The organism is Pararoseomonas sp. SCSIO 73927, assembly GCF_037040815.1.
Taxonomy (GTDB): Bacteria; Pseudomonadota; Alphaproteobacteria; order Acetobacterales; family Acetobacteraceae; genus Roseomonas.
The window spans coordinates 2,341,307-2,368,126 of the sequence record NZ_CP146232.1 but is presented as its reverse complement, the minus strand read 5'-3'; the positions used below and the strand labels follow the sequence as shown (position 1 = coordinate 2,368,126).

At 73.4% G+C, this 26,820-nt stretch carries 24 protein-coding genes and 1 tRNA gene; 8 read left to right on the top strand and 17 right to left on the bottom strand.

From position 1 onward, the window contains the following. Window positions 1-4: 4 nt before the first annotated feature. Together VQH23_RS11190 and VQH23_RS11185 are read left to right on the top strand one after the other, a co-directional pair. Complete coding sequence (locus tag VQH23_RS11190; protein WP_338665720.1) at window positions 5-2,137, top strand: protein-disulfide reductase DsbD domain-containing protein; 2,133 nt, start codon at window positions 5-7, stop codon at window positions 2,135-2,137. Next, window positions 2,117-2,201: transfer RNA gene (locus VQH23_RS11185), tRNA-Leu, on the top strand. The genes VQH23_RS11190 and VQH23_RS11185 overlap by 21 nt, the downstream gene beginning before the upstream one ends. A 43-nt stretch (window positions 2,202-2,244) precedes the next feature. Here the strand turns inward: VQH23_RS11185 and VQH23_RS11180 are convergent. Both VQH23_RS11180 and VQH23_RS11175 read right to left on the bottom strand, forming a co-directional pair. After that, entirely contained in the window at window positions 2,245-2,490 is a 246-nt protein-coding gene (locus tag VQH23_RS11180; protein ID WP_338665719.1) for a hypothetical protein, read from the bottom strand. 187 nt (window positions 2,491-2,677) lie between these two features. Beyond that, window positions 2,678-3,103 (bottom strand): hypothetical protein, encoded by a 426-nt coding sequence (locus VQH23_RS11175; RefSeq protein ID WP_338665718.1) that lies wholly within the window; start codon window positions 3,101-3,103, stop codon window positions 2,678-2,680. A 222-nt stretch (window positions 3,104-3,325) separates the two neighbouring features. On the opposite strand from VQH23_RS11175, the gene VQH23_RS11170 reads away from it, so the two are divergent. Beyond that, on the top strand, window positions 3,326-3,703 hold the full coding sequence (locus VQH23_RS11170) for a DUF2934 domain-containing protein (protein ID WP_338665717.1): 378 nt from the start codon (window positions 3,326-3,328) through the stop codon (window positions 3,701-3,703). An 83-nt stretch (window positions 3,704-3,786) separates the two neighbouring features. On the opposite strand, the gene VQH23_RS11165 is transcribed toward VQH23_RS11170, so the two are convergent. Further along, window positions 3,787-4,539 (bottom strand): SH3 domain-containing protein, encoded by a 753-nt coding sequence (locus VQH23_RS11165; RefSeq protein WP_338665716.1) that lies wholly within the window; start codon window positions 4,537-4,539, stop codon window positions 3,787-3,789. Between the two features lie 158 nt (window positions 4,540-4,697). On the opposite strand from VQH23_RS11165, the gene VQH23_RS11160 reads away from it, so the two are divergent. After that, on the top strand, window positions 4,698-5,354 hold the full coding sequence (locus VQH23_RS11160; protein ID WP_338665715.1) for a DsbA family oxidoreductase: 657 nt from the start codon (window positions 4,698-4,700) through the stop codon (window positions 5,352-5,354). Between the two features lie 56 nt (window positions 5,355-5,410). Here VQH23_RS11160 and VQH23_RS11155 read toward each other — a convergent pair whose 3' ends face one another. The 14 genes from VQH23_RS11155 to VQH23_RS11090 all read right to left on the bottom strand — a co-directional run bounded on the left by VQH23_RS11155 (window position 5,411) and on the right by VQH23_RS11090 (window position 22,173). After that, window positions 5,411-6,631, bottom strand: a complete 1,221-nt coding sequence (locus VQH23_RS11155; protein ID WP_338665714.1) for an FAD-dependent oxidoreductase — start codon at window positions 6,629-6,631, stop codon at window positions 5,411-5,413. 244 nt (window positions 6,632-6,875) lie between these two features. After that, window positions 6,876-8,495 (bottom strand): squalene/phytoene synthase family protein, encoded by a 1,620-nt coding sequence (locus VQH23_RS11150; RefSeq protein ID WP_338665713.1) that lies wholly within the window; start codon window positions 8,493-8,495, stop codon window positions 6,876-6,878. Between the two features lie 10 nt (window positions 8,496-8,505). Next, complete coding sequence (locus VQH23_RS11145; RefSeq protein ID WP_338665712.1) at window positions 8,506-9,603, bottom strand: glycosyltransferase; 1,098 nt, start codon at window positions 9,601-9,603, stop codon at window positions 8,506-8,508. Window positions 9,604-9,644: 41 nt separating this feature from the next. Further along, on the bottom strand, window positions 9,645-10,439 hold the full coding sequence (locus VQH23_RS11140) for a lysophospholipid acyltransferase family protein (protein WP_338665711.1): 795 nt from the start codon (window positions 10,437-10,439) through the stop codon (window positions 9,645-9,647). 5 nt (window positions 10,440-10,444) lie between these two features. Continuing rightward, complete coding sequence (locus tag VQH23_RS11135; RefSeq protein WP_338665710.1) at window positions 10,445-12,043, bottom strand: phytoene desaturase family protein; 1,599 nt, start codon at window positions 12,041-12,043, stop codon at window positions 10,445-10,447. A gap of 2 nt (window positions 12,044-12,045) precedes the next feature. After that, window positions 12,046-13,596 (bottom strand): phytoene desaturase family protein, encoded by a 1,551-nt coding sequence (crtI, locus tag VQH23_RS11130; RefSeq protein WP_338665709.1) that lies wholly within the window; start codon window positions 13,594-13,596, stop codon window positions 12,046-12,048. 172 nt (window positions 13,597-13,768) lie between these two features. Beyond that, on the bottom strand, window positions 13,769-15,352 hold the full coding sequence (locus tag VQH23_RS11125; protein WP_338665708.1) for an acyl-CoA dehydrogenase family protein: 1,584 nt from the start codon (window positions 15,350-15,352) through the stop codon (window positions 13,769-13,771). 117 nt (window positions 15,353-15,469) lie between these two features. Beyond that, window positions 15,470-16,495, bottom strand: coding sequence for a DUF3140 domain-containing protein (locus VQH23_RS11120; protein WP_338665707.1), 1,026 nt, complete (start codon window positions 16,493-16,495; stop codon window positions 15,470-15,472). Continuing rightward, window positions 16,492-17,262 (bottom strand): hypothetical protein, encoded by a 771-nt coding sequence (locus VQH23_RS11115; RefSeq protein ID WP_338665706.1) that lies wholly within the window; start codon window positions 17,260-17,262, stop codon window positions 16,492-16,494. The genes VQH23_RS11120 and VQH23_RS11115 overlap by 4 nt, the downstream gene beginning before the upstream one ends. A 61-nt stretch (window positions 17,263-17,323) precedes the next feature. After that, complete coding sequence (locus tag VQH23_RS11110) at window positions 17,324-18,163, bottom strand: aldose epimerase (RefSeq protein WP_338665705.1); 840 nt, start codon at window positions 18,161-18,163, stop codon at window positions 17,324-17,326. Window positions 18,164-18,169: 6 nt separating this feature from the next. Beyond that, window positions 18,170-19,012, bottom strand: a complete 843-nt coding sequence (locus VQH23_RS11105; protein ID WP_338665704.1) for an NAD(P)-dependent oxidoreductase — start codon at window positions 19,010-19,012, stop codon at window positions 18,170-18,172. A 325-nt stretch (window positions 19,013-19,337) separates the two neighbouring features. After that, window positions 19,338-20,618, bottom strand: a complete 1,281-nt coding sequence (locus VQH23_RS11100; RefSeq protein ID WP_338665703.1) for a TRAP transporter large permease — start codon at window positions 20,616-20,618, stop codon at window positions 19,338-19,340. 20 nt (window positions 20,619-20,638) lie between these two features. Beyond that, complete coding sequence (locus VQH23_RS11095; protein WP_338665702.1) at window positions 20,639-21,184, bottom strand: TRAP transporter small permease; 546 nt, start codon at window positions 21,182-21,184, stop codon at window positions 20,639-20,641. Window positions 21,185-21,186: 2 nt separating this feature from the next. Then, window positions 21,187-22,173 (bottom strand): TRAP transporter substrate-binding protein, encoded by a 987-nt coding sequence (locus VQH23_RS11090; RefSeq protein ID WP_338665701.1) that lies wholly within the window; start codon window positions 22,171-22,173, stop codon window positions 21,187-21,189. A 144-nt stretch (window positions 22,174-22,317) separates the two neighbouring features. On the opposite strand from VQH23_RS11090, the gene VQH23_RS11085 reads away from it, so the two are divergent. From VQH23_RS11085 to VQH23_RS11070, 4 genes are all read left to right on the top strand, one after another. Then, window positions 22,318-23,670 carry an amidase gene (locus VQH23_RS11085; protein ID WP_338665700.1) on the top strand — a complete coding sequence of 451 codons (1,353 nt, stop codon included), beginning with the start codon at window positions 22,318-22,320 and terminating at the stop codon, window positions 23,668-23,670. A 211-nt stretch (window positions 23,671-23,881) separates the two neighbouring features. After that, a complete protein-coding gene (locus VQH23_RS11080) occupies window positions 23,882-24,964 on the top strand; it encodes a glycosyltransferase (protein ID WP_338665699.1) in 1,083 nt (360 codons plus the stop codon). Between the two features lie 253 nt (window positions 24,965-25,217). Further along, window positions 25,218-25,985: a sugar phosphate nucleotidyltransferase gene (locus VQH23_RS11075; protein WP_338665698.1), complete on the top strand. Its 768-nt coding sequence runs from the start codon at window positions 25,218-25,220 to the stop codon at window positions 25,983-25,985. Then, complete coding sequence (locus VQH23_RS11070) at window positions 25,982-26,791, top strand: TIGR04290 family methyltransferase (RefSeq protein WP_338665697.1); 810 nt, start codon at window positions 25,982-25,984, stop codon at window positions 26,789-26,791. Before VQH23_RS11075 ends, VQH23_RS11070 begins: the two co-directional genes overlap by 4 nt. Window positions 26,792-26,820: the final 29 nt, after the last annotated feature.

Sequence of the window (26,820 nt, the reverse complement as noted above, 5' to 3'; positions counted from 1 at the left end):
GCCCATGCGCGCCTTCCTCCTCCTGCTGGCGGTCCTCCTCGCCCCCGCTGCCGCGCGGGCGGTGGAGAGCGGCGCGGTGGAATCCCCCCGCGCCCGCGTAACGCTCGCGGCGGAGAACGCGGCCGTCGCCCCGGGCCAGCCCTTCCGCCTCGCCCTGCGGATGGTCCTGGCCCCCGGCTGGCACAGCTACTGGACCAACCCCGGCGATGCCGGGGAGGCCCCCTCCCTCGAGCTCACCCTGCCCGATGGCGGCACCCCCGGCCCCCTGGCCCTGCCCGTCCCCGCCCGCATCCCGACCGGCCCCCTGGTGAGCTTCGGCTATACCGGCGAGGCCCTCTTCCCCCTCACTCTTACCCCGCCCGCGGAACTTCAGCCCGGCCGCCTCTACACGATCGAGGGCACCGCCCGCTGGCTCGTCTGCGCCGAGATCTGCATCCCCGAGGAGGGTGATTTCCGCCTGGACCTGCCGGTCGAGGCCGCCCCGCGCCCCGATCCGGACGCCGCCCCCCTCTTCCGCGCCGCCGAGGCCGCCCTGCCCCGCCCCCTGCCCTTCGCTGCCCGCGCCGGCTTCGAGGGGACGCGCGGCGCCCTGGAGATCGTCGGCCCCGGTCTCGCCCCCGGCGCCGTGAGGGAGGCCTTCTTCTTCCCCGAGGCGTCAGGCGTCATCGAGAGTGCCGCGCCCCAGCCCCTCTCTCTCCGGGACGGCACCCTCACCCTCTCCCTCGCCCGTGACCGGGCGCCGCTGCCGGACCGCCTCTCCGGCGTGGTCGCCATCACCGACGCCGCCGGCGTGCGCAGCGCCTATACCCTCTCCGTCGCGCCCGGCCCGATGCCCGCCGCCCTGGACCAAGAGAGGGGCGGCCTGCCGCTGTGGCAGGCCGCGCTCCTCGCCGCGCTGGGCGGCCTGATCCTGAACCTCATGCCCTGCGTCTTCCCGATCCTGGCGATGAAGGCGGTGTCCCTGGCCCGCCACGCCGGCGCGGGCCGCGCCGCCCTGCGCGCGGAATCCCTGGCCTACGCCGCCGGGGTCCTGCTCGCTTTCCTCCTTCTCGGCGCCGCCCTGGTCGGGCTGCGCGCGGGGGGGATCGCGGCCGGCTGGGGCTTCCAGTTCACCGCCCCCGCCTTCGTGGCCGCCATGGCTTGGCTCATGCTCGCGGTGGGGCTGAACCTCTCCGGCGTCTTCTCCGTCGCCGGCCCCGCCCTCTCCGGCGGGCGCGGCAGCTTCGCCACGGGGCTGCTGGCGGTGGCCGTCGCCACCCCCTGCACCGCCCCCTTCATGGCCGCCGCCCTCGGCGCCGCCCTCGCCATGCCGCCCGCCGCCGCCCTGGCCGTCTTCGCCGCGCTCGGCCTCGGCATGGGCGCACCGCAACTCCTCATCGCCCTCTCCCCCAACCTTGCCGTGGGCCTGGCCCGCCTCCTCCCCCGCCCCGGTGCCTGGATGGAGCGCCTGCGCCAAGCCCTCGCCTTTCCCATGTACGGGGCCGCCGCCTGGCTCGCCTGGGTCGTCTCCGTGCAGGCCGGTCCCGAAGGATTGGGCTGGGTCCTCGCCGGCGCCGTGCTCGTGGGCTTCGCCGCCTGGGCCCTCGGCGCCGCCCCGGCCGGCCGCGCGCGCTGGATCGGCCGCGGCGCCGCCGGGCTCGCCCTCGCCGCCGCCCTCGCCACCCTGCCCGCCCTCTCCGGCGCCGCCCCCACCCCGCGCGCGGAGGCATCCGGCGAGCCCTGGTCGGGCGCCCGCCTCGCGGCGCTGCGGGCGGAGGGACGCCCGGTCTTCGTGAACCTCACCGCCGCTTGGTGCATCACCTGCCGGGTGAACGAGCGCGTGGCGCTGGAAACCGAGGCCACCCGCGCCGCCTTCGCCCGCGCCGGGGTCGCCGCCCTCACCGGCGACTGGAGCCGCGGCGACCCCGCTATCACCGCCCTCCTGCGGGAACAGGGGCGGGAGGGCGTGCCCCTCTACCTCCTCTACCCGCCGGGAGGCGGCGCCCCGGTGGTGCTCCCCCAGATCCTGACCGAGCGGATGGTGGTGGATGCGGTCGCCGCCCTGCCCCCTCCCGTGGCGCGCGCCTTGGCGCACCCGGATGACGCGCGGACGGGAAGCGCTATGCTGCGCCGCCCTCCCCCCTTGGCGGAACGGTAGACGCAGGCGACTTAAAATCGCTCACCCATCGGGTGTGCCGGTTCGAATCCGGCAGGGGGGACCAGCATCCCGCGGCAGGGAAGGCGCCGCGGCTGCCGGCCCGAGGCCTAGCGCCACTGCCTCCGCCCCATCCCGCCCGTGCCCGCCCCCTCCATGCCCGGCGCGGGAAGCGTGACCTGCGGGAAGACGGACAAGCCCTCGTTCCCTGACGAGGGCGGGAGCTCGGCGGGCGCCGCGCCGCAGCCCGGTCGTAGCGCGCCGCAATCCCAGGCGAAGCGGTCGCGCCGCCCCGCGACGCTGCCGCCCCGCTCGAACCGGCAGAGACAGGCCTTGCCCGCCAGGCAAGTCGTCACACCCTCCCGCGCCGGCCCGCAGATGGGGCCAGTCCCACCCCCTGCCTCATCCGGCAGCTCGTCACCCCTGGCGCAAGGCACGGCCAAGAGGAGAGTCAGCGGGAGGATGAAGAGGCGAGGCACCCTTCCCCGATACGCCCCGCCGGGCTGACGGAAGGTGAACCGCCCGGCCGCTTCGCGCGCGGCCTCAGCCCGCCCCTGCCCCGTAGCCGGCCATCCGCGGCAGCCCCGGCGGGTTCAGCAGCCCCGCATAGGCGCGCCAGGCATCCCGCGCCTCCAGCGCCGGCGCCTCCGCCTCCCCGCCCTTCGGCACGGCCGGCCGGGCCAGGTCCTGCAGCAGCCGCAGCGGGGGCACGCCCCGCACCGCCGCGGCGCTCGCCCGGGCGATCACGTCCACGTCCTCGCGCTCGATCAGCGCGGCCACGACCCGCGCGGCCTCGCGCTCCACCAGCGGCAGCGGCCAGGCCGGGTGATAGACGCGGAACACCTCCACCGCGTCGGCCCAGGCCGCCCCCTCCGGCACGCCGCGCGCGACGGCGGCGCGGAACAGCCGGGCCGCGCGGCGGGCGGCCAGCACGTCGAGATCGGGCGAGGCGGAGCGGGACTCGGGCATGGGCGAAGGATAGCCCAGAAGGGAACGATACGTGAACACGAAGTTAATGCCTTGCCTGCCCTTCTCTGTGCGGGCACCGGGCGGCAACGCCGTGCCCTGGCAGCGCCGCCCAACGGCCACTCTCAACGAAAAGTGGTCCGGTGGCGCGGGAAGCCTGCTTGCCGCAGGTTGGTGGCAGCGGGAGACAATGGGATTACCACCTCTCCACGAGCAGAGAGAATCATGACCGACGACAGGCGCATCCGCGAGCGGGCCTACGCGATCTGGGAAGATGCCGGCCGGCCCGAGGGACGGCACGAGGCGCACTGGGACCAGGCCCGGCAGGAGATCGGGTCGAAGGCGCCCGCCGTCGCGGCCGAGCCCGCCGCGAAGCCGGGGCGGGCCGGGAAGGCCAAGTCGCCGACACCGGCAGCGCCGGATGGCGGCTCTGCCCCCGCCGAGGTCGCGGTCGCGACCGAGGAGAAGGGCAAGGCCAAGAAGTCGAAGCCTGCCACGAAGACGGCCGCCGCCACCCTTGCGGCGCCCGATGGCGGCGGCTCCACCCCGGCGGAGGCCGCGGCGGCCAAGCCTGAGGCGAAGAAGAAGAGCAAGAAGGCGTAAGGCTGCGCCCCTCCGGGGGGAACCGCCTGCCGGCCCCAGGCCGGAAGCGCTCGAGCCGGAGCGCCCCAGCCCTGGACGTGCCTCTACTGCACCGAGGCGAGCGCGCCGGAGGACCCGGAGGCCTGCCGCGCCGCCACGGTGCTATGGACCCAGCCCTCCGGCTCCGTCTCGCCCACCTGGAACCAGCCGCCCGGCGCCGTGCCGAACACGTTCATCACCGTGCCCGTGCGTGCCACACGCAGCACCGCGCCGCCACCGCCCGGCGAGGCGCGCAGGTTGCCGTTCTGCTTCATCACCACGGAACCGGCGCTGGCGGGCGCGGCATTCGCGGCGGCGGTGACGAGGTCGGGCGCGGGCGGCGCCTCCGGCCGCACCTGCTCCAGCAGCGGCAGGCCGTTGGGCAGGGGCGGCGTCGGCGCGCTCACCAGCGTACCGCCGGCGCGCTGGATCGGCCCGCCGCCCTCGAAGCAGCGCCCGACCATCTCCACGTAGACGCGCGTCGCCTCCACGTTGCTGCGCCCGACGAACTGCTCCACCTCCATGGCGCCGTTGCGCTGGCTCACCACGGAGACGAAGGGGATGTACACGGCCTCGCCCGTCACCGTGGCCTGCCCGCACACCGCGTAGGTGTCGGCCATCGCCTGCCGGTAGGTTTCCACGGCGCGGAAGCGGAGCGAATTCGCGTCTCGCGCCACGCCGCGCACGCGCTCCTCGGCGGCGGTCCTCACCCGGGCCGCGGCGCCGCCATCCGTTCTCGCTGCGGGCTTCGGCGCCGCATCCTCCAGGCACCCGCCCAGAGCCAGTAGCCCGACGAGGAGAAAGCCCTTGCGCATCATGTCTCTCCACCCGGGTGTTACGACGGGTGCAGAACGCGCGGCGCGCCCGGATCATTCTTTCACGTTCCCGTGCCACCCATCTTGCGAAACGGCGCGCACCGATGGTGTCGCCATCCCGCGCGTGCTTCCCTGAACAACGGGCGAGAGGGGAACCACCGATGGCCGGAACCGAGGCGACTCTGCTGGTGGTGGTGGACACGGTCTGCCCCTGGTGCTGGGTCGGCAAGCGCCGGCTGGACCGCGCCGTGGCGATGCTGGCCGGTGAAGGCCTGCACCTCTCCCGCCAGTGGCACCCCTTTCAGCTCAACCCCGACATGCCCGCCGGCGGCATGCCGCGCGCCGAGTACCGCGTGAGGAAATTCGGCAGCGTGGAGCGTGGCCGCCAGCTCGATGCCCGTCTCGCCGCCGAGGGCGCGAGGGACGGCATCCCCTTCGACTTCGAGCGGATCGAGCGCAGCCCCAATTCCCTCGACAGCCACCGCCTGATCCGGCTCGCCGCGCTGGAAGGTGGCGCCCCCCTGGCCGATGCCGTGGCCGAGGCGCTCTTCTCCGCCTACTTCTCGGAAGGCCGCGACATCGGCGACCCAACGGTCCTCGCCGCCATCGGCGACGCCGCCGGCCTGCCCCCTGGGCGCGCCGCCGCCATGCTGCACTCCGACGAGCTGGCGAAGGAAGTGGCGGACGACGCCGCCCGCGCCACCGGCCTCGGCGGCGTCCCCGCCGTCATCCTGGACCGCCAGCTCATCATCTCCGGCGCCCAGCCCGCCGAGGCGATGGCCGAGGCCGTCCGCACCGCCCTCCGCACCGCGGCCTAGGGCGCGTCCCGCCCGAGCGGCCCCGCGCGCCCGGCGAACACCTCCGCCGGCCCGCCCTAGCCCGCCAGCGCCCGCGCCGCTCGCCGCCCGGACCGCACCGCGGCGTCGATCGTCGCCGGCAGCACCGGCTCCATCCAGTCCCCCGCCAGCGCCAGGTTCGGCAGCACCAGCACCGGCGGCGGGGCCGGATCGCCCGGCCGGTGCCGCGGCGTGGCCCGCTTCTCCTTCACCGCGCGGCAGGGCGGCGGCACGTCCGGCCATTCCCCCGGGAGGTCGAAGGCGGCCGCCAGCGCCCGGATCTCCGCCCAGGCGCGCGGCGCCAGATCCTCCGTCGCCTCCCGCGCCTCCGCATCCGCCGCGCTCACCGTCACCGCCACCGTGTCCGGCCGCACCAGCACCCACTGGCACAGGCCGCCCAGCACCCCGAGGAACCGGACCGGTCCCCCTTTCCCATCAGGGGGCGTGCGGTGATCGAAATGCAGGTTCAGGATCGGCGCGTGCGCCACCGGCACCGGCAGCCCCGGCAGCAGCCGCGCCGCCTCCCAGGGCGGCACCGCCAGCACCACCGTATCCCCATCCCCCAGCGCCAGGGTTCCATCCCCGAACTCCAGGGCGATCACCCTCTCGTCCTCGCCGGTCCGCAGGCCACGCAGCCGCGCCCCCGGCCGGATCTCCACGCCCCGCGCCCGCAGCGCCGCCAGCGCCGGCTCCACCAGGTCCGGCCCCAGCCCGCGCCGCGCCACCAGCAGCCGCGCCGCCCCTGGCGCCCCCACCCGCCGCAGCACCGCCCCCAGCTTGCGGGACGATGCCTCCGCCACCGGCGTGTTCAGCGCTGCGATCACCAGCGGCTCCACGAACCCCCGCAGGAAGGCCGGATGCCCCGCCATGGCCTCTGCCACCGCCACATCCCCCGGCCCCGCCAGCCGGAGCAGCGCGCCCAGCGCCCGCACCCCGGCCCCATCTGGCCGCCGATCCCGGCGCCACCAGCCCAGGGGGGACAGCGCCACCCGCCGTGCCCGCCCATCCACCATGTCCAGCACCGGCAGCCCGCCCGGCTCCGGCTCCACCCAGCCGTCCCGCGCCCCGATCTCCCGCAGGAAGCCCAGCGCCGCCCGGTTCGCCCCCACCAGCGCGTGCGTGCCGTTGTCCAGCCCATCCGCCAGCGCCCGCGCCCGCCCGCCGGCCAGCGGCGCCGCCTCATGCACCACCACCCGCCCCCGCGCGGCCAGCGCGGCGGCCAGGCCAGCCAAGCCGGCACCGATGACGTGGGTGGTCATGGGTTGGCGCCCGTGGACTTCGGGGAAGGGCGCCGCCCTTCCCCGCGCCCCAACCCGCCAGGAAACTGAGTTTCCTGGACCTTCCATCTGTTAAACGCCCTTGGTTGGAGGAGTCCGAAGGGGGCCCCTCCAACCAAGGGCATCTCTTTCACGGGCGGGAGGTGCGGGAACCTCAGGTTCCTGCCGGATAGGGGGTCCGGGGAGAAGGCAGCGCCTTTCCCCCGAACACCACGGACCCACCCCATCACCACCCCAGTGCCATCGCCGCCAGCCGCGCCTTCTCGCCCGCGCTCAGCCGGGGCCGCAGGCGGGGCGCATGGAAGCCGCGGGCGGCGAGGCGGCGGAGAATGCGGTGGTAGGCCCACATCATCACGCGCGCCGGGCGCAGGGGCTTGCTGTTGGTGCCCTTGGCAAGCTCGGCCTCGGCGGCGGCGAAGCCGGCCTCCGCGCGGGCCATCAGGCGGTCGCAGGCCTCGAAGAGGTCGGGCCGGGCGATCAGCGTTCCCGCATCCGCGTCGGGGCCGAGCCAGGACAGGGGGATGTAGACCCGGTCCCGCGTGGCATCCTCGTCGATGTCCCTGAGGATGTTGACGAGCTGCAGCGTGCGCCCGAGCGCCAGCCCGAAGGCCTCCGCCTCCGGCGCGCCGAAGATGCGCACGGAGAGCGCGCCGACGCTCCCCGCCACGCGCCGGCAGTAGAGATCCAGCGCCGCCTCGTCGGGGATGCGGAGCCGGGCGGTGGAGTCCGTCTCCATCCCCGCGATCATCGCCTCGCACTCGGATTTCGGCAGGTCGAAGGCCTCGCGCGCCCAGAACAGCTCGCGCGAGACGGCGCAGTCCGGCGCGTCCAGCTTGCCCCGCCACTCCATGAGGAACTGCCGCTTCTCCGCCTCCGGCGTCGTCCCGTCCGCGATGTCGTCCACCGCCCGGCAGAAGGCGTAGACGGCGTAGAGCGCCCGCCGACGCTCCCCCTTCAGGCTCGCCATCCCCTTCGCGAAGGAGGACCCGGCCCGCATCACCCGCGCCCGCACCAGCGCGGCGTCCGACGGCCCGCCGGTCGGCGCTGCGATCAGCGCGCCGAGGAAATCCGCCTTCCCGAGCGCCACCCGCCCGGCCATCGGATCGGCCGCCCGCAGCTTCGCCAGCAGCCGCCGCGCGCAGCCGATCGTGGTCGCGGACTGGAAGGCCAGCCGCCGGCTCTTCAGCAGCCGCGGCAGCGCGGCCGCCACGTCCAGCAGCGTGTCCGTACGGTCCAGCAGCGCATCCAGCACCGCGCGGCGCGGGCCGGGCTGGGTGAACATTGCCTCCACCCCTCCGACCTCGGCCATCCAGGATTGCGGGATGTAGATCCGCCCGATCGTGTCCCGGTCCACGCCCATGTCCTGGATGTGGTTCAGCACCTGCAGCGAGGTGCAGAGCGCGTCCGCCGCCCGGATCGCCGCCGGGTCGTCATCCCCATGGATCCGCAGCAGGAACCGCCCCACCGGATCGGCGGAGTGCGCGCAGTAATCCGCCAGCGCGTCCCAGTCCGCGCAGGGCTCGTTGCGGGAGTCCCGGCGGAAGGCGGTCAGCATCTTCCGCGCCTCCTCCACCCCCGTGCCGCTCGCGCGCAGCGCGCTGGCCTCCGGCACCTCCGCCAGGGCAGCGGCATCGCCGTCCAGCGCCGCCTCGATCAGGTCCAGCCGCCGCAGCTTCTCCTCCGCGGGAAGGTCGGGGCTGTCCCCGATGTCGTCCGCCAGCCGCACCACGCGGTAGAAGGCGAGCACCTTCCCCCGCACGGCGGGCGAGAGCAGGCGGGAGGCGACGGGGAAGTTCTCGGAATCCGGCCCGCGCGTGGCGGGCCCGGCGGCAATGCTGGCGCTCATGTCGGGTCGCTTATGCCCCATCCGCGGGCTGGTAGGCACGGCCCTTCCACCCCGCCGGCCGCCCCAGGGCGGATCGGACGAGTGCGGTCCACTGAATGGCAAGGGCGACAAGGACGGTGGCGGGGTGCAGGGGAATGGTCCAGCTCGGCTCCTGCCCCCGCCAGGTGATGGCGGCGCGGGTGATGTAGGTGAGGATAAGGGCCACGGCGGCCAGGGAACCCGGCAGCAGCAGCCAGGGCAGCAGATGCCCTCCCGCCAGCAGGAGAGTCCAGACCGGCAGCCCGACGGGCGTCGCCATGCCCTCCCGCGCGTTCTTCACGAACCCGCCCCAGGCCTCCCGGAAGCCGCCATACATCCGGCACTCCGCCAGCGGCGCCCCGTCCACCACCTCCGTCCGGTGCCCCGCCGCGCGGAGGTTGCGCGCCAGGTGCAGCCCGTCATGCAGCTTGGTGCGGAAGGCCCCGTGCCCGCCCACCGCCTCGTAGGCGCCCCGCTCGACCAGGATGAGCTGCCCGCAGGCGGCCGCCATGCCGGGATGGCGGGTGGCCGCGCGCCCCCCGCCGGGCAGGTAGCCCATCATCATGAGGTTGATGGCGGGCACCGTCAGCCCTTCCCCAACGGTCCGCATGACCTGCCGCGGCACCCCGGTGACGAGGGCGATGCCCCTGGCCGCCGCGTGCCCCGCCATGGCCGCCGCCGCCCCCGGTGCCAGCCGCACATCGGCGTCGATGAACAGCAGGTGCGTCCCCCGCGCCGCCTCCGCCAGCCGGGCGCAGGCGTGAACCTTCCCCGTCCAGCCCGGCGGCAGGGGCGGCGCCCGCAGCAATCGCAGGCGCGAATCCGCCTTCGCCCGCGCCGAGACGATGTCCGGCGTCGCGTCAAGCGACCCGTCATCCATCACCAGCACTTCCACATCCACACCCGCGCTCGCCAGCGCCGCGTCCAGGCAGGCCCCGATGTTCGCCGCCTCGTCCCGCGCGGGAATCAGGACGGAAACCATGGTGCCGGCCGCCGGCCCGGCCTTCGCGCGGGGCTGCAGGGCCAGGTTGGCCGCGGCCATGCCGGCCGGCAGGGCGGCCAGCGCGAGAGCGAGCGTCTCCAGGATCATCCGCCCACCCCGCTGCCCTGCCCCGGTGCCACGCCGGCCTTCTAGCCCGGTTCCGCCCGGCGCGCATGCCGGGGATCGAAGCGCCGCCCGCGCACCAGCGCCGAGACGCGCCGCCACAGGTCGTAGATCCCGCCCATCCCCTCCGCGCCGGAGACCAGCACGGCGAAGCGCGCGGGATCGCGCGTCATCGCCTCCTCGGCCAGCCGATCCATCGTTGCGGTCAGTGCCGCGCGGATCCGCTCCTCCCGCGCCTCGCGGTCCAGCGCCAGGAGCTCGCGCGCCTCCAGCGGTTCGCCGAAGGCGGCCAGCATCTCCGGCCGCCGCTCCGTCCAGAACACGTAGTCCAGCGCCAGGGGCAGCACGATCGCCTCCGGCGCGATCTCCGGCAGCCGCGTCACCCCTGGCGCGATCGCCACCGGCCGCTCCCGCACGTCCTGGAACCGCCCCGGCGCGTTCATCCAGAGCATCGCGCGCGGCCCCGCCAGCACCTCCTTCGCGGTGCGCAGGAAGGCCACCGCCCCGCGCGGCCCCGGCTCGATCCCGAACACCCCCAGGCGCCGCATGAAGCGGTACTTGGCCAGCGCCGCCGCCTCCATCGGGATGTAGATCTGGCGATCGCTGAACAGCCGCACGGGCAGCAGCATGAAGGCCACCCCGTCCCACCAGGAGGGGTGGTTCGCCAGCACGATCAGCGGCCGCTCGCCCGCATCCGGGGGCATCCCCCAGGCCGGCACCCGCAGCGCGCCCATGTGCCGGCGGAAGAAGCGCCGGAAGATGAAGTGGTAGAAGGCGAAGAGCCGCGCGTCCCGCAGCGCGAGGGGGGACGGCTCCGCCATGGTCCTTACTCGGCGGCCTGGGCCAGCAGCGCGTCCCGCATGCCCGCGCGCTCCGCCGCCGCCGACATGCCGCGCCCGCCCATGTCCCCGTCCATCGCGTCCGCCGCGATCCAGCCGGACATCATCACCATCGGCATCCCCGGCCCGGGATGCGCCGCGCCGCCCGCGAGGTAGAGCCCCTTCACGGCCTTCGAGCGGTTCCCCGGCTTGAACGCCCCCGTCCAGGCCCCGTGGGAGGCAAGGCCGTAGATGGCGCCGTCCAGCACCTTGTAGCGGTCGTGGATGTCCTGCGGCGTCAGCGCGCTCTCCACCACGATCCGCTCCTCGATGTCCTCCATCCCCGCCGTGCGCTTCAGCTTGTCGAGGATGGTCTGTCGGTAGGCCGGGAACATCTTCGACCAGTCCTGGCCGGGGCGGAGATGCGGCGTGTGCACCAGCACATACAGCGCCTCCCCCCCATCCGGCGCCACGGAGGGATCGGTGGAGGAGGGCGCGGCGAGGTAGGCGGTGGGATCGGGCGCCGGGATCCCCTTCTTGTAGATCGCGTCGAACTCCTCCTCCGCGTCGCGGGAGAAGACGAAATCGTGGTGCGCCAGGTGGTCGTACCGCTTGTTCAGGCCGAGGTAGAGCACCACGCCGGAGCAGGCCGGCTCGAACCCCTTCCTCTCGTACTTCCGGCCCGTCTTTCCGCCGACGAGCTCCTTGTAGGTCCGCAGCGCGTCCATGTTGGAGATCACCGCGTCGAAGGGAATGGTCTGCCCCTTCGCCACCACGCCGGCCACGCGCGTGCCGTTGTCGCGCAGGTCCAGCCCCGTGACCTCCGTGCTCGGGCGCAGCTCCGCACCGAGGCTCTCGGCGAGCTTCATCAGCCCTTCCGCCACCGCGCGCGTGCCGCCCACGGGGTACCAGATCCCCTCGCTCGCCTGCATGTCGCCGATGCTGCACAGCACCGCCGGCGCCAGATAGGGCGAGGAGCCGACATACTGGCAGTAATGGTCCAGCATCTGCGCCAGCCGCGCATCCGGCACGTGCCCGCGGATCACCTTCGCCACCCGCTTGCCCATGCCGAGGGCCATCACGTCCTTCAGCGTGTCGGCGCGCATGTTGGCCTTGAAGTCGATCGTGTCGGCGATGTCCTCCACCGGCTTCCAGAAGAAGAAGCCCTCGGAGATGCGGTGCAGGTTCTCCGACATGCGCTGGAATTCGCGGTAGCCCGCGCCATTCCCTGGCGCGAAGGAATCCATGTCCTTCGCCATCTCCTCCACGTTCTCGCGCAGGTCGATCCGCGTGCCGTCCTCGAAGAAGCAGCGCCACTGCGGGTCCAGCCGGATCAGCGGCAGGTCGCGCGCCTGCTCACGGCCCGCTTCCGCGAAGATGCGGCGCAGCACGCGCGGCACGGTCAGGATCGTCGGCCCCATGTCGAAGCGGAAGGACCCGCCGTTGCGCCCGCCCGGCTCCGAGGGCGCGTCGAGGTTCAGCACCGCCGCCTTGCCGCCCAGCCACTCGTTCTTGTCGAACAGCGTCACCTGATGCCCGCGCGCCTGGGCGACGCAGGCGGCGGCGAGGCCGCCGAGGCCGCCGCCGATGATGGCAACCTTGGCCATGCTTAGATCCTCGTGGAAACGGGCGCGCGGCCGAGATCGCGCAGCAGCAGGTTCGCGCTGATCCGCGCGCCCTCGTAGATCACGGGCAGGCCGGAGCCGGGATGGGTGCCGCCCCCCACCAGGTAGAGCCCCTGCGTGTCGCCGAAGCGGTTCCCCGGGCGGAACATCAGCATCTGCCGGAGATCATGCGCCAGGTTGAAGGTGGCGCCATAACCCACGGCAAACTCGTCCCGCCAGTCGCGCGGCGTCACGCACCTCTCGTAGCGGATGCGGGCTTCGATGTCCGAGATCCCCAGGGCCCGCAGCCGGTCCAGCGCCAGCGCGCGGTAGCGGCGGGTGTCCGCCTCCGTCCACTCGTGCCCGTGGGTCAGGTTCGGCACGGGCACCAGCAGGTAGAGGCTGGAATGCCCCGCCGGCGCCATGGTCGGGTCCGTCGCCACGGGGTTGTGGAGGTAGAGGGAGGGCACGTCCGGCACCGTCCCGTCCTCGATCTCCTGGATGTTCCGCTGGTAGTCCTCGGAGAGCAGGATGGAGTGGTGCGCCAGCTCCGGGAAGGTGCCCTCCACGCCGAGGTAGAGCATGAAGGTGGAGCAGGAGTAGCGCGCCTTGCCGATCTTCCGGTCGGACCACTTTCGCCGGATCGCGTCCGGCACCAGCCGCGGCATGGCGTGCGCAAAATCCGCGTTCATCACCACCGAATCCGCCGGGATGAAGGCGCCGCCCGCCTCCACCCCCGTCGCGCGGTTCCCCTCGAAGGCAATGCGGTCCACCGGCGTGTTGAACCGGAACTCCACCCCGAGATCCGCCGCCACCCGCGCCATGGCCGAGGCCACGGTGCCGCAGCCGCCCCGCGGGTGGAACACCCCGTGCTCGTACTCGAGGAAGGAGAGGATGGTGAAAAGGCTGGGGCAGCGGAACGGGCTCATCCCCAGGTACTTCGTCTGGAAGGAGAAGGCGAGCCGCGTGCGCGGGTCCCGGAAGTGCCGGCGCAGGTCCGCATCCACCGAACGCCCGGGCCGCAGCAGCGGCAGCGCCCGCAGCATGTCCGCCCCCATCACGTCCGCCGCCCGGGTGAAGGCCCGCTCCAGCACCGGGCGGAAGGCGGCCAGCTTGCGCCGGTTCTCCTCCAGGAAGGGGCGCACCCCCGCGGCGTCGCGCGGGTGGATCTTCGCGACCTCCGCCTCCATGCGGGCGAGGTCGGGCGTGGCGTCCAGCGTCACGCTGCTGCCGCCCGCCCCCTCGAAGATCAGGCGGTACTGCGGGTCCAGGCGGATCATCTCTACCTCGTCCTCCAGCCGCGCCCCGCACTCCGCGAAAACCTCCGACAGGATCCGGGGATAGAGGAAGAAGGTCGGCCCGAGGTCGAAGCGGTAGCCCTGCTCCGTCTCGATCGTACGGCTCCGCCCGCCGACCACCCGGTCCTTCTCCAGCACCGTCACCTTCAGCCCGCGGGAGGCCAGCAGCATGGCGGAGGCGAGTCCGCCCGGCCCGGCGCCGATGATGACGGCGTGCGGCCGTTCGGGGCGCAGGGCAGGTCGGCTGAGGGCGTTCACGCGGTCTCCGGTACCAGTGGGAGGGGCGGCAAGGGATGCCAGGATGTTTGGGCGGATGACAAAGGCGCAAGATGCCCGCCGCGCTTTAGGTCCCGAGTGGCGCAGCCGTGATGGGCCGCGGCGCGGCAGCAAGGGGCCGCGGCGCTGCCGCGGGAAGCGCACCCGTGGCGGATCAGGCCGGCGCCAGCGCCTCCTCCAGCCGCGCCCGGGCCCGGGGCAGCAGCCGCCGCAGGAAGAAGCCCGCCTCCCCTGCCAGCCCCGGCTCCACCGCCGCCGCGCGGGCCAGCCAGGCCCCGCCCAGCACCCAGCCGGCGGCATCCAGGAAGGGCGCCGCCCCTGCCCCCGCCACCTCCGCCGGGGCCGAGGCCAGCCGTCCGGCCGCCTCCGCCAGCGCCTCCGCCGGCCCCCGCAGGGCCGGGTCCGCCGCCCCCGCCTCCGCCGCCATGGCGCGGAAGGCCTCCATGCCGCGCGGCAGCTTGCGGGCGACGAGGTCCATGGCCTGGATCCCGTTCGTTCCCTCGTAGATCGGCGCGATCCGGGCGTCGCGCCAGATCTGCGCCGCCCCCGTCTCCTCCACGTAGCCCGCGCCGCCATGCACCTGGATGCCGAGCGAGGCCACCTCCACCGCCCGATCCGTGCACCAGGCCTTGCAGACCGGCGTCAGCAGCGCCAGCCGCGCCTCCGCCCCCGGCTCCCCCACCCGCGCCCGGTCCAGGGAGACGGCGCAGTCCAGCGCGATCAGCCGTGCCGCCGCCGTCACCGCCCGCATTTCCGCCAGCATCCGCGCCACGTCCGGATGTCCCGCGATCGCCCGTCCGCCCTGCTCCCGCCCGGCGGCGTAAGCCTCGGCCAGGGCGGTGGCGCGGGCGCACTGCCCCACCCCCTCTACCCCCACCGCCAGCCGGGCGGCATTCATCATGGCGAACATGGCGGGCAGCCCCCGGTGGGGCTCCCCCACCAGCTCCCCTTCCGCCTCCTCGAAGATCATGGTGCAGGTCGGGGAGGCGTGGATCCCCGCCTTCCTCTCGATCCCGCCGCACCGCACCCCGTTCCGCCGCCCGCCCGGCAGCAGCTTCGGCACGGCGAACAGGGAAATGCCGCGCGACCCTGCCGGCGCGTCCGGCAGCCGCGCCAGCACGAGGTGCAGGGTGTTCGCGGCGATGCTGTTCTCGCCCCAGGTGATGAAGATCTTCGCCCCGGTGACGCAATACCCGCCCGCCCCGTCGGGGACCGCCCGCGCCCGCACGGCGGAGAGGTCGCTCCCCGCCTGCGGCTCCGTCAGCCCCATCGTCCCGTTCCACTCGGCCGAGACCAGTGGCGGCAGGAACCGCGCCGCCTGATCCGCCGAGGCTTGATGCGCCAGCAGTTCCACCGCGCCCGCCGTCAGCATCGGCATCAGCCCGAAGGCCATGTCGGCGGAGGAGACCAGCTCGAACACCGCCGCCCAGACCGCGTGCGGCAGCCCCTGCCCACCGTGCTCAGCGGGCGCCGCCACCCCCTGCCACCCCGCCGCCTGCCACTCCCGCAGCAGCCCGGCATAGTGCGGCGGCGTGCGCACCACGCCGTTCTCCAGCACGCAGCCCGCCCGGTCCGCGTCCCGCCGCCCGGGCGCGATCCGCTCCTCCGCGAAGCGCGAGGCCTCCTCCAGGATCGCGACCAGGTCCGCCTCCGCCAGAGGCGCCCCGAGCCGCCCCGAGAGCTGTGGCAACCCGTGCAGCCGGTTCAGCGCCAGGGCGAGCTGCTCAGCCGGCGACATCACGGCGCCACCCGCCCGAGGTGGAGGCCCATGATCCCGGCCCCGAGGACAAGCGCTTCTCCCATGCGCCCATCCTGCGCCAGGGCGGGGCCGGGCGGAACCCGGCCCCGCCCCGGTTCAGCGCTTCGCCGGCCTGCGCGGGGCGACGGTGCGCCGGGTGCCCGGCTTCGAGGCGCCCGGCTTCGTGGCCGCCACCTTTGAGGCACCCGTCTTAGAGGCCGCCGTTTTTAAAGCTCCCGCCTTGGCCGGGGCGCGCCGCACGGGCGCGCTGACATCCTTCGCCGCCGCGCGGACCACGCGCTTCGCATCCTTCGCGGCGCCTCGCACCTTCGGTGCCTCGCCGGTGGCGGCCTTGCGGACGCCGCCTTTCACCGTGCGCGCCGCAGCGCGGGTGGTGGTGCGGGCCTTGTCCGTCGCCTTGCGGGCCACGCTCCGGGGCGCGGGCTTGCCGCCCGCGGCCGCCTTGGCGGCGCGGGCCGGCGCCTTGCTCGCGGCGGGCTTGCGGGTGGCCGTGGCGGCCCGCGTCGGGGCGCCGCGCTTCGGGGCGGCCGTGCCCGTCCGCTTCGCCGCCGTGCCGCCGGCGCGCCGGCTCGAGGTCGTGGTGCGCTCGGCGGCCGCCACGCGCTGCCCCGCGCCCGCTCCGGCGGTGCGCTGCCCGTTCGTGCCGGAGGCGCGCTTGGGGGTCGTGCCGGAGGTGCGCTTCGTGGGCGTGCCAGCGGCGCGCTTCGTGACCCGCTTCGCCGCCCCGCGCTCCGTAGCGGCGCCGGCCGCCTTGCGCGGTGCCGCCGCGCGGCGCGCGGCCGGCTTCTTCATCGGGTCGTGCCCCCAGTTCATGAGGCTGTACCGCCAGCGCGTGTGCTCCACGTCGCCGTCCGGCCGCTGCGCCAGGTGACGGTGCACGTAGCCCACCACCTTTCGCATGTGCTCCACATCCTCGTCGGAGGGATCGCCTTTGTGAGCCTCCAGCAAGCGCAGGATGTGCCGCCCGCTCTCGTGCCCGATGGACTCGCTTTCCCCCTCCGGCGTGATCCCGACGGAGCCGCTCTCCTCCGATCCCAGCCACTTCTTCAGCGCGGCGGGGGTCATGTTCACGGCGGCGCGGAACTCCCGCAGCACCGCCTCGCGGTCGAGGTGCTCGGTCACGCCTTCTTCCCTCCCTTCGGAGCCTTGGAGGCGGCGCGCCGCGTCGCCGTGCCCTGCCGCGCCGCCGCCGCGCGCCGGGGCGGGGCCTTCGCCGCCGAACCTCTGTTCGCCGGGGCCTTCGTCGCGGCCGAGGCCCGCTTGGGGGCCGCCTTCTTCGCGGACGGCGCCGCGCGGCGCGCCGGCGCCTTGGCACCCTTCGCGGGCGCGGCGCGCTTGGCCGCCGGCTTGCGGGCCGCCGTCGTGCTCCGCTTCGCGGCCGCGTCCGTCCTCGGCTTCGCCGGCGCGGCGCGGCGCGTCGTGGCCGTGCTCCGCTTCGCGGCGGGCTTCGCGGCAGCCTTCCGGGCGGGCGCCTTCTTCGTGGTGTCCTTCCCCGTGTCGCGCGCCTTCGCCGTCTTGCGCGCCACATCCTTCGGCTGGCTGGAGAACTGCTTGCCCTTCGCCGTGTCCCGCCGCTTGGCCGCCGTCGTCCGGGCGTACTCCGCGTCGCTCAGCTCCTCGCGCGCCTTGCGCGGCAGGTAGCGCTCATGCGTCTCCCCGCTCTTCTTGCCGGACTTGGTTCCCCAGTCCTCCTTCGTCCACTGCGTCAGGCTGTTGTCGGCGCTCTTCCCGCCCTCGTAGCCGCCGCCGGCCTTCTTGTACTCGGAGACGGCGAGCTGCGCCTTGCGCGCGGACCACTCACCGGCGTCGCCGCCCTTGCTGCCCTTCGTGACGCGGGCCTTCACCTTCTCCCAGAGCTTCTCGTCGGTGCGCTTCGCCCGTGCGGCCATCTCGCGGTCCTCCGTGGTTCACGGGCGAACGCGGCATGATTCACGAAGGTTGCAGGTTGCATCACGTCCGCGGCAGCAGCACCGCGCGCCCCGTAACCATCCCGCCGCGCGGCAGACGCCGCATGTCGCCCAGCGCCGCGAGTCCCGGACGGTTCACCACGTCCGGCACATGGCTCACCGGCTCCGCCGAGATCACCGCCGCCCCGTGCGGCGCGAAGACCTGCAGGTTCCCCGCCCAGGCCTCCTCCCCGCGCAGCGCGAAGCGCGCGTCGCCGAGATCCAGCCGCGCCTCGCCCGCCCATCCCGTGTAGTGCGTGTCCAGCCCCGCGAAGGCCTCCTCCCCGCCATCCAGCCCGGAAGAAGGCACGGCCGCCACCGGCAGGTTGCGGTCGTCCCGCGCCAGCGTGCCCGTGGCGGAGAAGCCGATCCGCGTGCCCGCCCGCCGCACGAAGAACGGGTGCAGCCCCGTCCCGAAGGGCATCCCGTCCACGCCGAGATTCGTCACCGCCAGCGTCAGTGAGAACGCCTCGCCCACCGCCACCTCCAGCCGGGCCGCGTAGTGGTAAGGCCCCTCCGCCATCTCCTGCACCAGCACCGCGCGGTCCGGCGCGGCGCTCCTCACCTCCCACGGGTGCTCCCGCCCGAAGCCGTGCAGCGCCGTGCGCTCCGCCGCCCGGTTGCAGGGAAAGCGATGCACCCCGCCCGGCCAGGGCAGCCGCCCCTCGTCCAGCCGGTTTGTCCAGGGCAGCATCAGGAAGGCGCCCGCCCAGCTCTCGTTCGGGTTCGCACCCGCCGGCAGCGGCAGCAACACGTCCTGCCCCTCGTAGGAGAGCGCGGCCACCGCGCCCCCACGCTCCGGCAGCAGCGCCGCGCGCCAGCCGCCCCCCGCGATCTCGATCACCTGCCCTCAGTCCAGCGAGAAAGCATCCTTCGGGGAGGGCGCCTTCCGCGTGTACCCGTCCGAGGTGTAGCTCCCGCCCTGGTACCGCTCCGTCACCGGATCGCCGGAGACCTTGCCCCCCACCTTCTCCTGGAAGGGCGCCGAGGAGTCCTGCGGCTGCCACCCAATGCGGTCGCGATGGTCCGCGCCCCAGTAGCTGTCGGGATTGTCGGAGGCGCCCCACACCACGGCGTGCCCCACGCGCGGCGCGGTCACGAACTTCTCCACCAGCCGCGCCAGATCCCCGTAGGACAGCCAGGTGGACAGCATCCGCCGGTCCACCGGCTCCGGGAAGGAGGACCCGATCCGCAGGTTCAGGTTCTCCACCCCGTGCTTGTCCCAGTACAGCCGCCCCATCAGCTCCCCGAAGGCCTTGGACAGCCCGTAGAAGGTGTCCGGCCGGAACTCGCAGGTCGCGTCCAGCCGCTCCGCATTGCCGCTCGGCCGCTCATGGAACCCGATGGCGTGGTTGCTGCTGGCAAACAGCACCCGCGCCCCCTCCCGCCGCGCCGCCTCGTACACGTGGAACAGCCCGCGGTAGTTCGGCCCCAACACCGTCTCGAACGGGTGCTCCGTGCTGATTCCCCCGAAATGCAGGATCGCCTGGCACCCCTCCGCCAGGCGCAGGATCGTCACCCCGTCGTTCAGGTCCGCCTTCGTGAAGGTCGCGCCCGCCGGGATCGCGTCCGGGAACGGCGCGATGTCCGTCAGCCGCAGCGTCCACCCGGCCTCGCTCAGCGCCTTCGTCAGCGCGCGGCCGAGATTGCCGGATGCCCCGGTCAGGAGAAGGGGGCGGGTCTTGTCGGTCATCGGAGCCTCAACGGCGATTCGGGATTGGAGGGACGTTCGCGCGGACAACGGTTCAGGGGAAGATGCCTGCCGGGGCAGTCTGTCCCGGGGAGAGGAAGAAGGAATTCTTCCTCTCCCCGGCCCCCTCACCATCATCTCTTTCTAGTAGGTGGTTTTACCCTGCTGACGGTGCGCCTCGGGTCGACGACCCGAGGCGACTGCAAGGGCAGGACGGAACCCCTCGGCCAGCAACACCGCCTCAGGACGGCGCGGCGGCAGCCAGAAGGGGATCCAAGGGCCTCAGGCCCTTGGCGGGGGTTCCAGGGGGCGGAGCCCCCTGGGGCCACTACCGGAACATCGCCGGCAGCCACAGCGACACCGCCGGCACGTAGGTGACAATCATCAGTACGATGAAGCTGGCGATGTAGAACGGCGCCGATGTCTTCGTCGCGTCCCACATGGACACCTTCCCCACCGCGCAGGCCACGAAGAGCAGCGGCCCCACCGGCGGCGTGATCAGCCCGATGCCGAGGTTGAGGATCAGCACGATCCCGAACTGCACGGGGTCCATCCCCGCCGCGATCGCCACCGGCAGGAACACGGGCGTGCCGATCATGATCAGCGGCGCCATGTCCATGAAGGTCCCCAGCACCAGCAGGGCCAGGTTGATCAGCAGCAGCATCATCAGCGGGTCGCTGGTGATGCTCTTCATGAAGGCCACCGTGGTCGCCGGGACCTGCATCAGCGCCATCAGCCAGCCGAAGGCGGAGGCGGTGCCGATGATCAGCAGCACCATGCCGGTGGTGCGGCAGGCGCCCAGCACCGCTTCCTTGAAGGCGTCCAGGGTCAGGCTGCGGTAGACCAGCCCGATCACCAGCAGCGCGTAGATCACCGCCACGCAGGCGCTCTCGGTGGCCGTGAACACGCCGGAGCGGACGCCGGCGAAGATGATGACGATCAGCATCAGCCCGGGCAGCGCCGCCACCAGCAGCCGCAGCAGCACCGCGAAGCCCGGGAACGTCTCCCGCGGGTAGCCGCGGCGCACCGCCACCAGCCAGGCCGCGAACATGATCGCGAACATCAGCAGCGCGCCTGGGATGAGGCCGGCGGTGAAGAGGTCCGCCACGCTGATCGCGCCGCCGGCGGCGATGACGTAGAGGATCATGTTGTGGCTGGGCGGGATCAGCAGGTCGATCAGCGCCGCGTTGGCCGTGACGTTCACCGCGTAGTCCGGCGCGTAGCCCCGCGCCCGCATCTGCGGGATCATCACCCCACCCACCGCCGAGGCATCCGCCACCGCGGAGCCGGAGACGCCGCCGAACAGGGTCGCGGCCACCACGTTCACCTGCCCCAGCCCGCCGCGCAGGTGCCCGACCATGGCGGCGGCGAGCGCGACCAGCCGGTCCGCGATCTGCCCGCGCATCATCAGGTCGCCGGCGAAGACGAAGAAGGGGATGGCCAGCATGGAAAAGATGTTCATGCCGGAGACGATCTGCTGGAAGACCACCACCGCGGGCAGGTCCATCCAGAGCACGGTGATCAGGGCGGCGATGCCGAGCGCGAACGCGACCGGCGTGCCGATGAGCAGCAGCACGGCAAAGCTGCCGAGCAGGACGGCAATGTCCATTGTAGGGGCCTCTCCGGCGCTCAGGCGTCGGTCAGGATGGGGGTGGGGTGCCTGTCGGCGGGCGCGAGGCGGCCGGCGGCGTGCGCCAGCAGGCGCTCGATCCCGAACAGGGTGATGAGGATGCCGCCCAGCGTCATCGGCGCGTACTCGATGGCGCCGTTCAGCCCGAGGACGGGCAGGGTGGTGTCGGCGACCTCCGCCGCCAGCTCCCCGGTGAACCAGACCATGCCGGCCCCGAACCCCGTGATGCAGAGGTCGGAGACCACGTCGAAGAAGCGGCCCACCGGGGCGGGCAGCACGGATTTCAGCGCGTCGAAGCCCATGTGGAAGCCCTCGCGCACGCCCACCGCAGCCGCGCCCATGATCATCCATCCCATGAGCAGCATGGAGGCGGATTCCGCCCAGGCCGGCGTGTCGTTCAGCACGAAGCGCCCGAACACGGCGTAGGCCACGATCGCCGTCATCGCGAGCAGCGCGAAGCCGGAGACGAAGAGGGCGATGCGGCAGGTGGTGTCCAGCGCGGCCGCAAGGCCGCGCTGCGCCCCGGAGAGCCGGGTACGGACCATGGTCAGGCGGTTTCCCGGATCTTGGAGACGATGCCCTTCATCCGCGCATCCCGCACGAACTGGTCGTAGACCGGCCCCATGGCGCGCTCGAACGGCTCCTTGTTCATGGCATTGATCTGCGCGCCGGCCGCGATCACCGTCGCCTTCGCCTCGTTGCTCCGGGCCTGCCACAGCCGCCGCATCTCCGGCACGCTGTCCTTCGCCGCCTGGCGCAGCAGGTCCTGCAGCTCCTTCGGCAGCCGGTCATGGCTGCGCTTGGACATCACCAGCAGCTCCGGCGCCATGGAGTGCTCGGAGACGGAGTAGAACTTCGCCACCTCGAAGTGCCGGAAGGACTGGTAGGAGGGGTAGTTGTTCTCCGCCCCGTCCACCACGCCCGTCTGCAGCGCGGAGTACACCTCGCCCGTCGGCAGCGGGGTCGCGTTGGCGCCGAAGGCGCGCATCATCGCCACCCACATGTCGCTCGGCTGCACGCGGATCTTCTGCCCGCGCAGGTCGCCCGGCTCGTTGATCGCCTTGGCCCGGGTGTAGAAGCTGCGCGCCCCGCTGTCGTAGTAGCCCAGCGGCACGAGGTTGTGCCGCGTGAGGCCGGAGGCGATGTCCTCGCCGATCGCACCGTCCAGCACGCGGTGCATGTGCTCCTCGCTGCGGAACAGGAAGGGCAGGCCGGGGATCACCGTCTCCGGCACCAGGGAGTTCAGGCTGGCGGAGTTCACGCGATTCAGGTCGATCACCCCGAAGCGCGTCTGCTCCAGCGTGTCCTTCTCCTCGCCCAGCTGGCGGGAACCGAAGACCTGGATGCGCAGGCGGCCGCCGGATTTCTCCTCCACCTGCTTGCTCATGAACTTCACGGCCTCGACGGTCGGGTAGCCGTCGGGGTGCACGTCGGCCGAGCGCAGCGTGACCGTCTGCGCGCGCGCGGGATCGGCGAGGAAAGGCGCGGCGAGCGCGCCGAGCAGCACCGCGCGGCGCGGGGCACTGATGGTCATGGACTTCTCCCGGTTCTCTTTAAGGCCCGCCTCGGCGGGCCGGCGTCTTGGGGCGGAGCGTGCTGCTATGGCAGAACGCTGTCAACGGTGTTCGCCGCCCTTCACCGGTGGACGCCCCGCCCGCCCCGCTCCAATCTCCGGCGCATGAGGACCATCGAAGACGCCGCCCGCGCCCTGGAAGCCGGCAGGACCACGTCCGCCGCCCTGGTGGAGGAAGCCCTGGCCCGCATCGCCGACCCGGCCGGGGAAGGCGCGCGCGCCTTCGTCGCCGTGCAGGCCGATGCCGCCCGCGCCGCCGCCGGGGCCATGGATGCGCTGCGCCGCGCGGGCCGCGCCCCCTCCCGCCACGCCGGCATCCCCATCAGCGTGAAGGACCTCTTCGACCAGGCCGGCGTCACCACCACCGCCGGCTCCGTCGCCCGCCGCGGCGCGCCGCCCGCCACCGTCACCGCCCCCGCCATCGCGCGGCTGGAGCGCGCGGGCTTCGTCGTGCTCGGCCGCACCAACATGGTGGAGTTCGCCTTCTCCGGCACCGGCCTCAACCCGCACCACGGCACCCCCGCCGCGCCCTGGGACCGCGGCAACATCCCGCGCGCGCCCGGCGGCTCCTCCTCCGGCGCCGCCGTCGCCGTCGCGGACGGCATGGGCTTCGGCGCCATCGGCTCCGACACCGGCGGCTCCTGCCGCGTCCCCGCCGCCCTCTGCGGCATCACCGGCTTCAAGCCCACCGCCCGCCGCGTGCCGCTGGCCGGCGCCTTCCCTCTCTCCACCACCCTCGACAGCATCGGCCCCCTCGCCCCCACCACCGCCTGCTGCGCCGTGCTGGACGCGGTGATGGCCGGCGAGGAGAACGCAGAGGCCCCGCCGCCCGCCCCGCTCGAGGGCCTGCGCTTCGCCCTGCCCAGCAACACCGTCCTCTTCGACGGCTTGGCCCCGCCCGTCATCGCCGCCTTCGACATCGCCCTGCGCCGCCTGGAGGCTGCCGGCGCGAGGCTCATCGACCTGGACCTGCCCGAGCTCGCGGAGATCCCCCGCGCCAACGCCCGGGGCAGCTTCGCCGCCGCCGAGGCCTGGGCCCTGCACCGGGACCTCATCACCCGCTCCCGCGACCTCTACGATCCCTTCATCCTCGCCCGCATCGAGCTCGGTGAGAGGATGACGGCGGCCGACCTCTACGACCTCACCGCCGCCCGCGCCCGCATCATCGCCGCCGCCGCGCCCCGCACAGCGCCCTTCGACGCGGTGCTCTGCCCCACCAGCCCGATCCTGCCCCCCGCCATCGCCGATCTCGAAACCGCCGAGGCCTTCAACAGCATCAACCTCCTGCTGCTGCGGAACACCAGCATCGGCAATTTCCTGGACCGCTGCTCCATCAGCCTCCCCTCCCACGCGGAGGGCGAGCCGCCCGTCGGCCTCATGCTGACCGGCGAGACCATGGGCGACGCGCGCCTCCTCGGCGTCGCGCGCGCCGTAGAAGCGGTCCTGCGGCCCGCGTGACCGCGGCGCCGCAAGCACATAAGATGGTCCGGAAGGGATTGCTTTTCCCCCGCCGGACCGCCGTGTGGCAGGAACATCCCCGCCCTTACGCAATGGTGAACCCCCGGACTCTTGATGCCCGCCGCCATCGGCCCAGGATTGTACCTGCCTTTCCGGACGGTCCCCCGATGCTTCCTTCCCCCTTCCCCGCACCGCGGAGAACCGACGCCGCATGAGGCTCGTCGTCTTCGGCCTCGCCGTGTCCTCCTCCTGGGGCAACGGCCACGCGGCGCTCTGGCGCGCCCTCATTGCCGCCCTGCTGGCCGAAGGCCACCGCGTCACCTTCTTCGAGCGCGACGTCCCCTACTACGCGGAGAACCGCGACCTCCACGCACTGCCTGAGGGCGGCGAGCTCGTCCTCTACAAGGACTGGGCCGAGGCGCTTCCGAAGGCCCGCCGCGCCCTCGCCGAGTGCGACGCGGGCATGGTCACCTCCTACTGCCCGGACGCGGGGGCCGCGACCGCCCTGCTCATGGAATCCCGCGCCCTCCGAGTCTTCTACGACCTCGACACCCCCGTCACCCTCGCCCGCCTCGATGCGGGGGAGGACGTCGGCTATATCGGCCCCGAGGGCCTGGGCGGCTTCGACCTCGTCCTCTCCTACACCGGCGGCGCCGCGCTGGACGCGCTCCGCACCCGCCTCGGCGCCCGCCGCGTCGCCCCCCTCTACGGCTCCGCCGACCCCACCATCCACGCCCCCGCGCCCGCCCCCGCGGACCGCTACGCCCTCTCCTACCTCGGCACCTACGCCGAGGACCGCCAGGCCGCCCTCGAAACCCTCTTCCTCGCCCCCGCGCGCCAGCGCCCGGAGTCCCGCTTCGTCATCGGCGGTGCCCAGTACCCGCAGGACTTTCCCTGGGGGAAAAACATCTGGTTCCGCCGCCACCTCCCCCCGCCCGAGCACGCGGCGTTCTACGCCGGCTCCCGCCTCACCCTGAACATCACCCGCGCCGCCATGGCCGCCTCCGGCTGGTGCCCCTCCGGCCGCCTCTTCGAGGCCGCCGCCTGCAACGTCGCCCTCCTCTCCGACAATTGGGACGGCCTCGACACCTTCTTCGAGCCCGGCCGCGAGATCCTCATCGCCTCGACCACCGAGGAAGCCCTCGCCGCCCTCGACCTCTCCGACGAGGCGGTCGCCACCATCGCCCGCCGCGGCCGGGAGCGCTGCCTCGCCGAGCACACCGCCACCCGGCGCGCGCGCGAGATGGTCGAAGCGATCGAAGCCGCCTCCTCCCCGGCCCTCTCCCGCGCATGACGGTGGCGCTTGCGGCCCCAGGAGAGGCTTTGCCTCCCCTGGAACCCCTCCACCGAGGTGGCGACGGCCACCCCGGACCCCGCGAGAGAGCTGCCGCCGCACGAACCGCCATGTCCCACGCCGAGGGTCCTGGACCCTCGGCGCACCACAGCCGAACATTCCGCGGCAGCCCTGCAGAAAAAGATGAGGGGTGGGTTCCAGGGAGGGGAGAATTCCTTCTCCCCTCCCTGGCGTCGCCCGGAGCACCAGCAGCATGACGAAGACCTGGGGCATCATCCCCGCCGCCGGCCAGGGCACGCGCATTCAGCCGCTGGCCTTCTCGAAGGAGCTGCTCCCTGTCGGCAGCCGCATGGACGAGAACGGCACGGAGCGCCCGCGCGCGGTCAGCGAGCACCTGGTGGAGCGCATGGTGCTCGGCGGCGCCGACCGCATCCTCTTCGTCATCTCGCCGCTGAAGTCGGACATCCTTCGCTACTACGGCGCCCGCTACGGCACGGCGGACATCGCCTACGCGGTGCAGGAGCGCGCGGCGGGCCTCTGCGACGCCATCTTCCGCGCGGTACCTTTCGTGCGCGACGACGAGTGCGTCATCATCGGCCTGCCCGACACCGTGTGGTTCCCCGCGGATGCCCTGCGCCGCCTGCCGGACGACCGTCTCGCCTTCCTCCTCTTCCCCGTGGAGAACCCCGCGCTCTTCGACGCCGTGGACACGGATGAGGAGGGCCGCGTGCGGGAGATCCAGGTGAAGCGCCCGGACGCCGCCACGCACTGGATCTGGGGCGCCTTCAAGATGCCCGGCCACGTGTTCCGCGCGCTGCACGCGCTCTGGGAAGCGCGCGAGCGGCAGGACGAGTACATCGGCACCCTCGTCAACGCCTGGATTGCGCGTGGCAACGCCGCCTGGGGCGTGCGCGCGGGGACCAGCTACGTGGACACCGGCACGCTGAACGGCTACCGCGACGCCTCCCGCCTCCTCGACGTGCCCCAAAGAGCGGATCAGCAGGCCGGAGAATCCGCATGACCAACTGGACACCGGAATCCATTGCCGCCCGCGCGGCCGAGCTCGGTCCCTGGTTCCACAACCTGGACCTGAGGGGCGTCCGCACCGCGCCCGACCACTTCCTAGGCGACTACCCCGCCAACAAGTTCCGCAACTTCGCCCACGTCATCCCCGCCGACCTCACGGGCAGGACCGTGCTCGACATCGGCTGCAACGGCGGCTTCTACTCCATGGAGATGAAGCGCCGCGGGGCGGCCCGCGTGCTCGGCATCGACTTCGACGAGGACTACCTCGCGCAGGCCCGCTTCGCCGCTGAGGTTGAGGGCCTCGACATCGAGTTCCGCCGCCTCTCCGTCTACGACGTCGCCCGCCTCGGCGAGCGCTTCGACGTGGTGGTGTTCATGGGCGTGCTCTACCACCTCCGCCACCCGCTGCTGGCGCTCGACCTCATCTTCGAGCACGTCGCGGGCGACCTGCTGCTCTACCAGTCCCTCCAGCGAGGCAGCGAGGAGATCGCGCCCATCCCGCCCAACCCGCCCTTCACCGAGACCGCCATCTTCGACGAGCCCGGCTACCCCAAGCTGCACTTCATCGAGGGCGAGTACTCCAACGACTTCACCAACTGGTGGGCCCCGAACCGCGCCGCCTCCGCCGCCATGCTCCGTTCCGCCGGCTTCACCATCGAGGCCGAGCCGGAGCCGGAGGTCTTCCTCTGCCGCCGGGCCAAGCGCGACCAGTCCTTCTACGGCGCCGTCTATCCCGCCCGCGGCCCGGAGGACGAGGAAGGCGGCGGCACCGCGCCCACCGCCCCGGACAGCACCACCTGACCACGCGAGACCTGCTCGCGCGCCTCGCC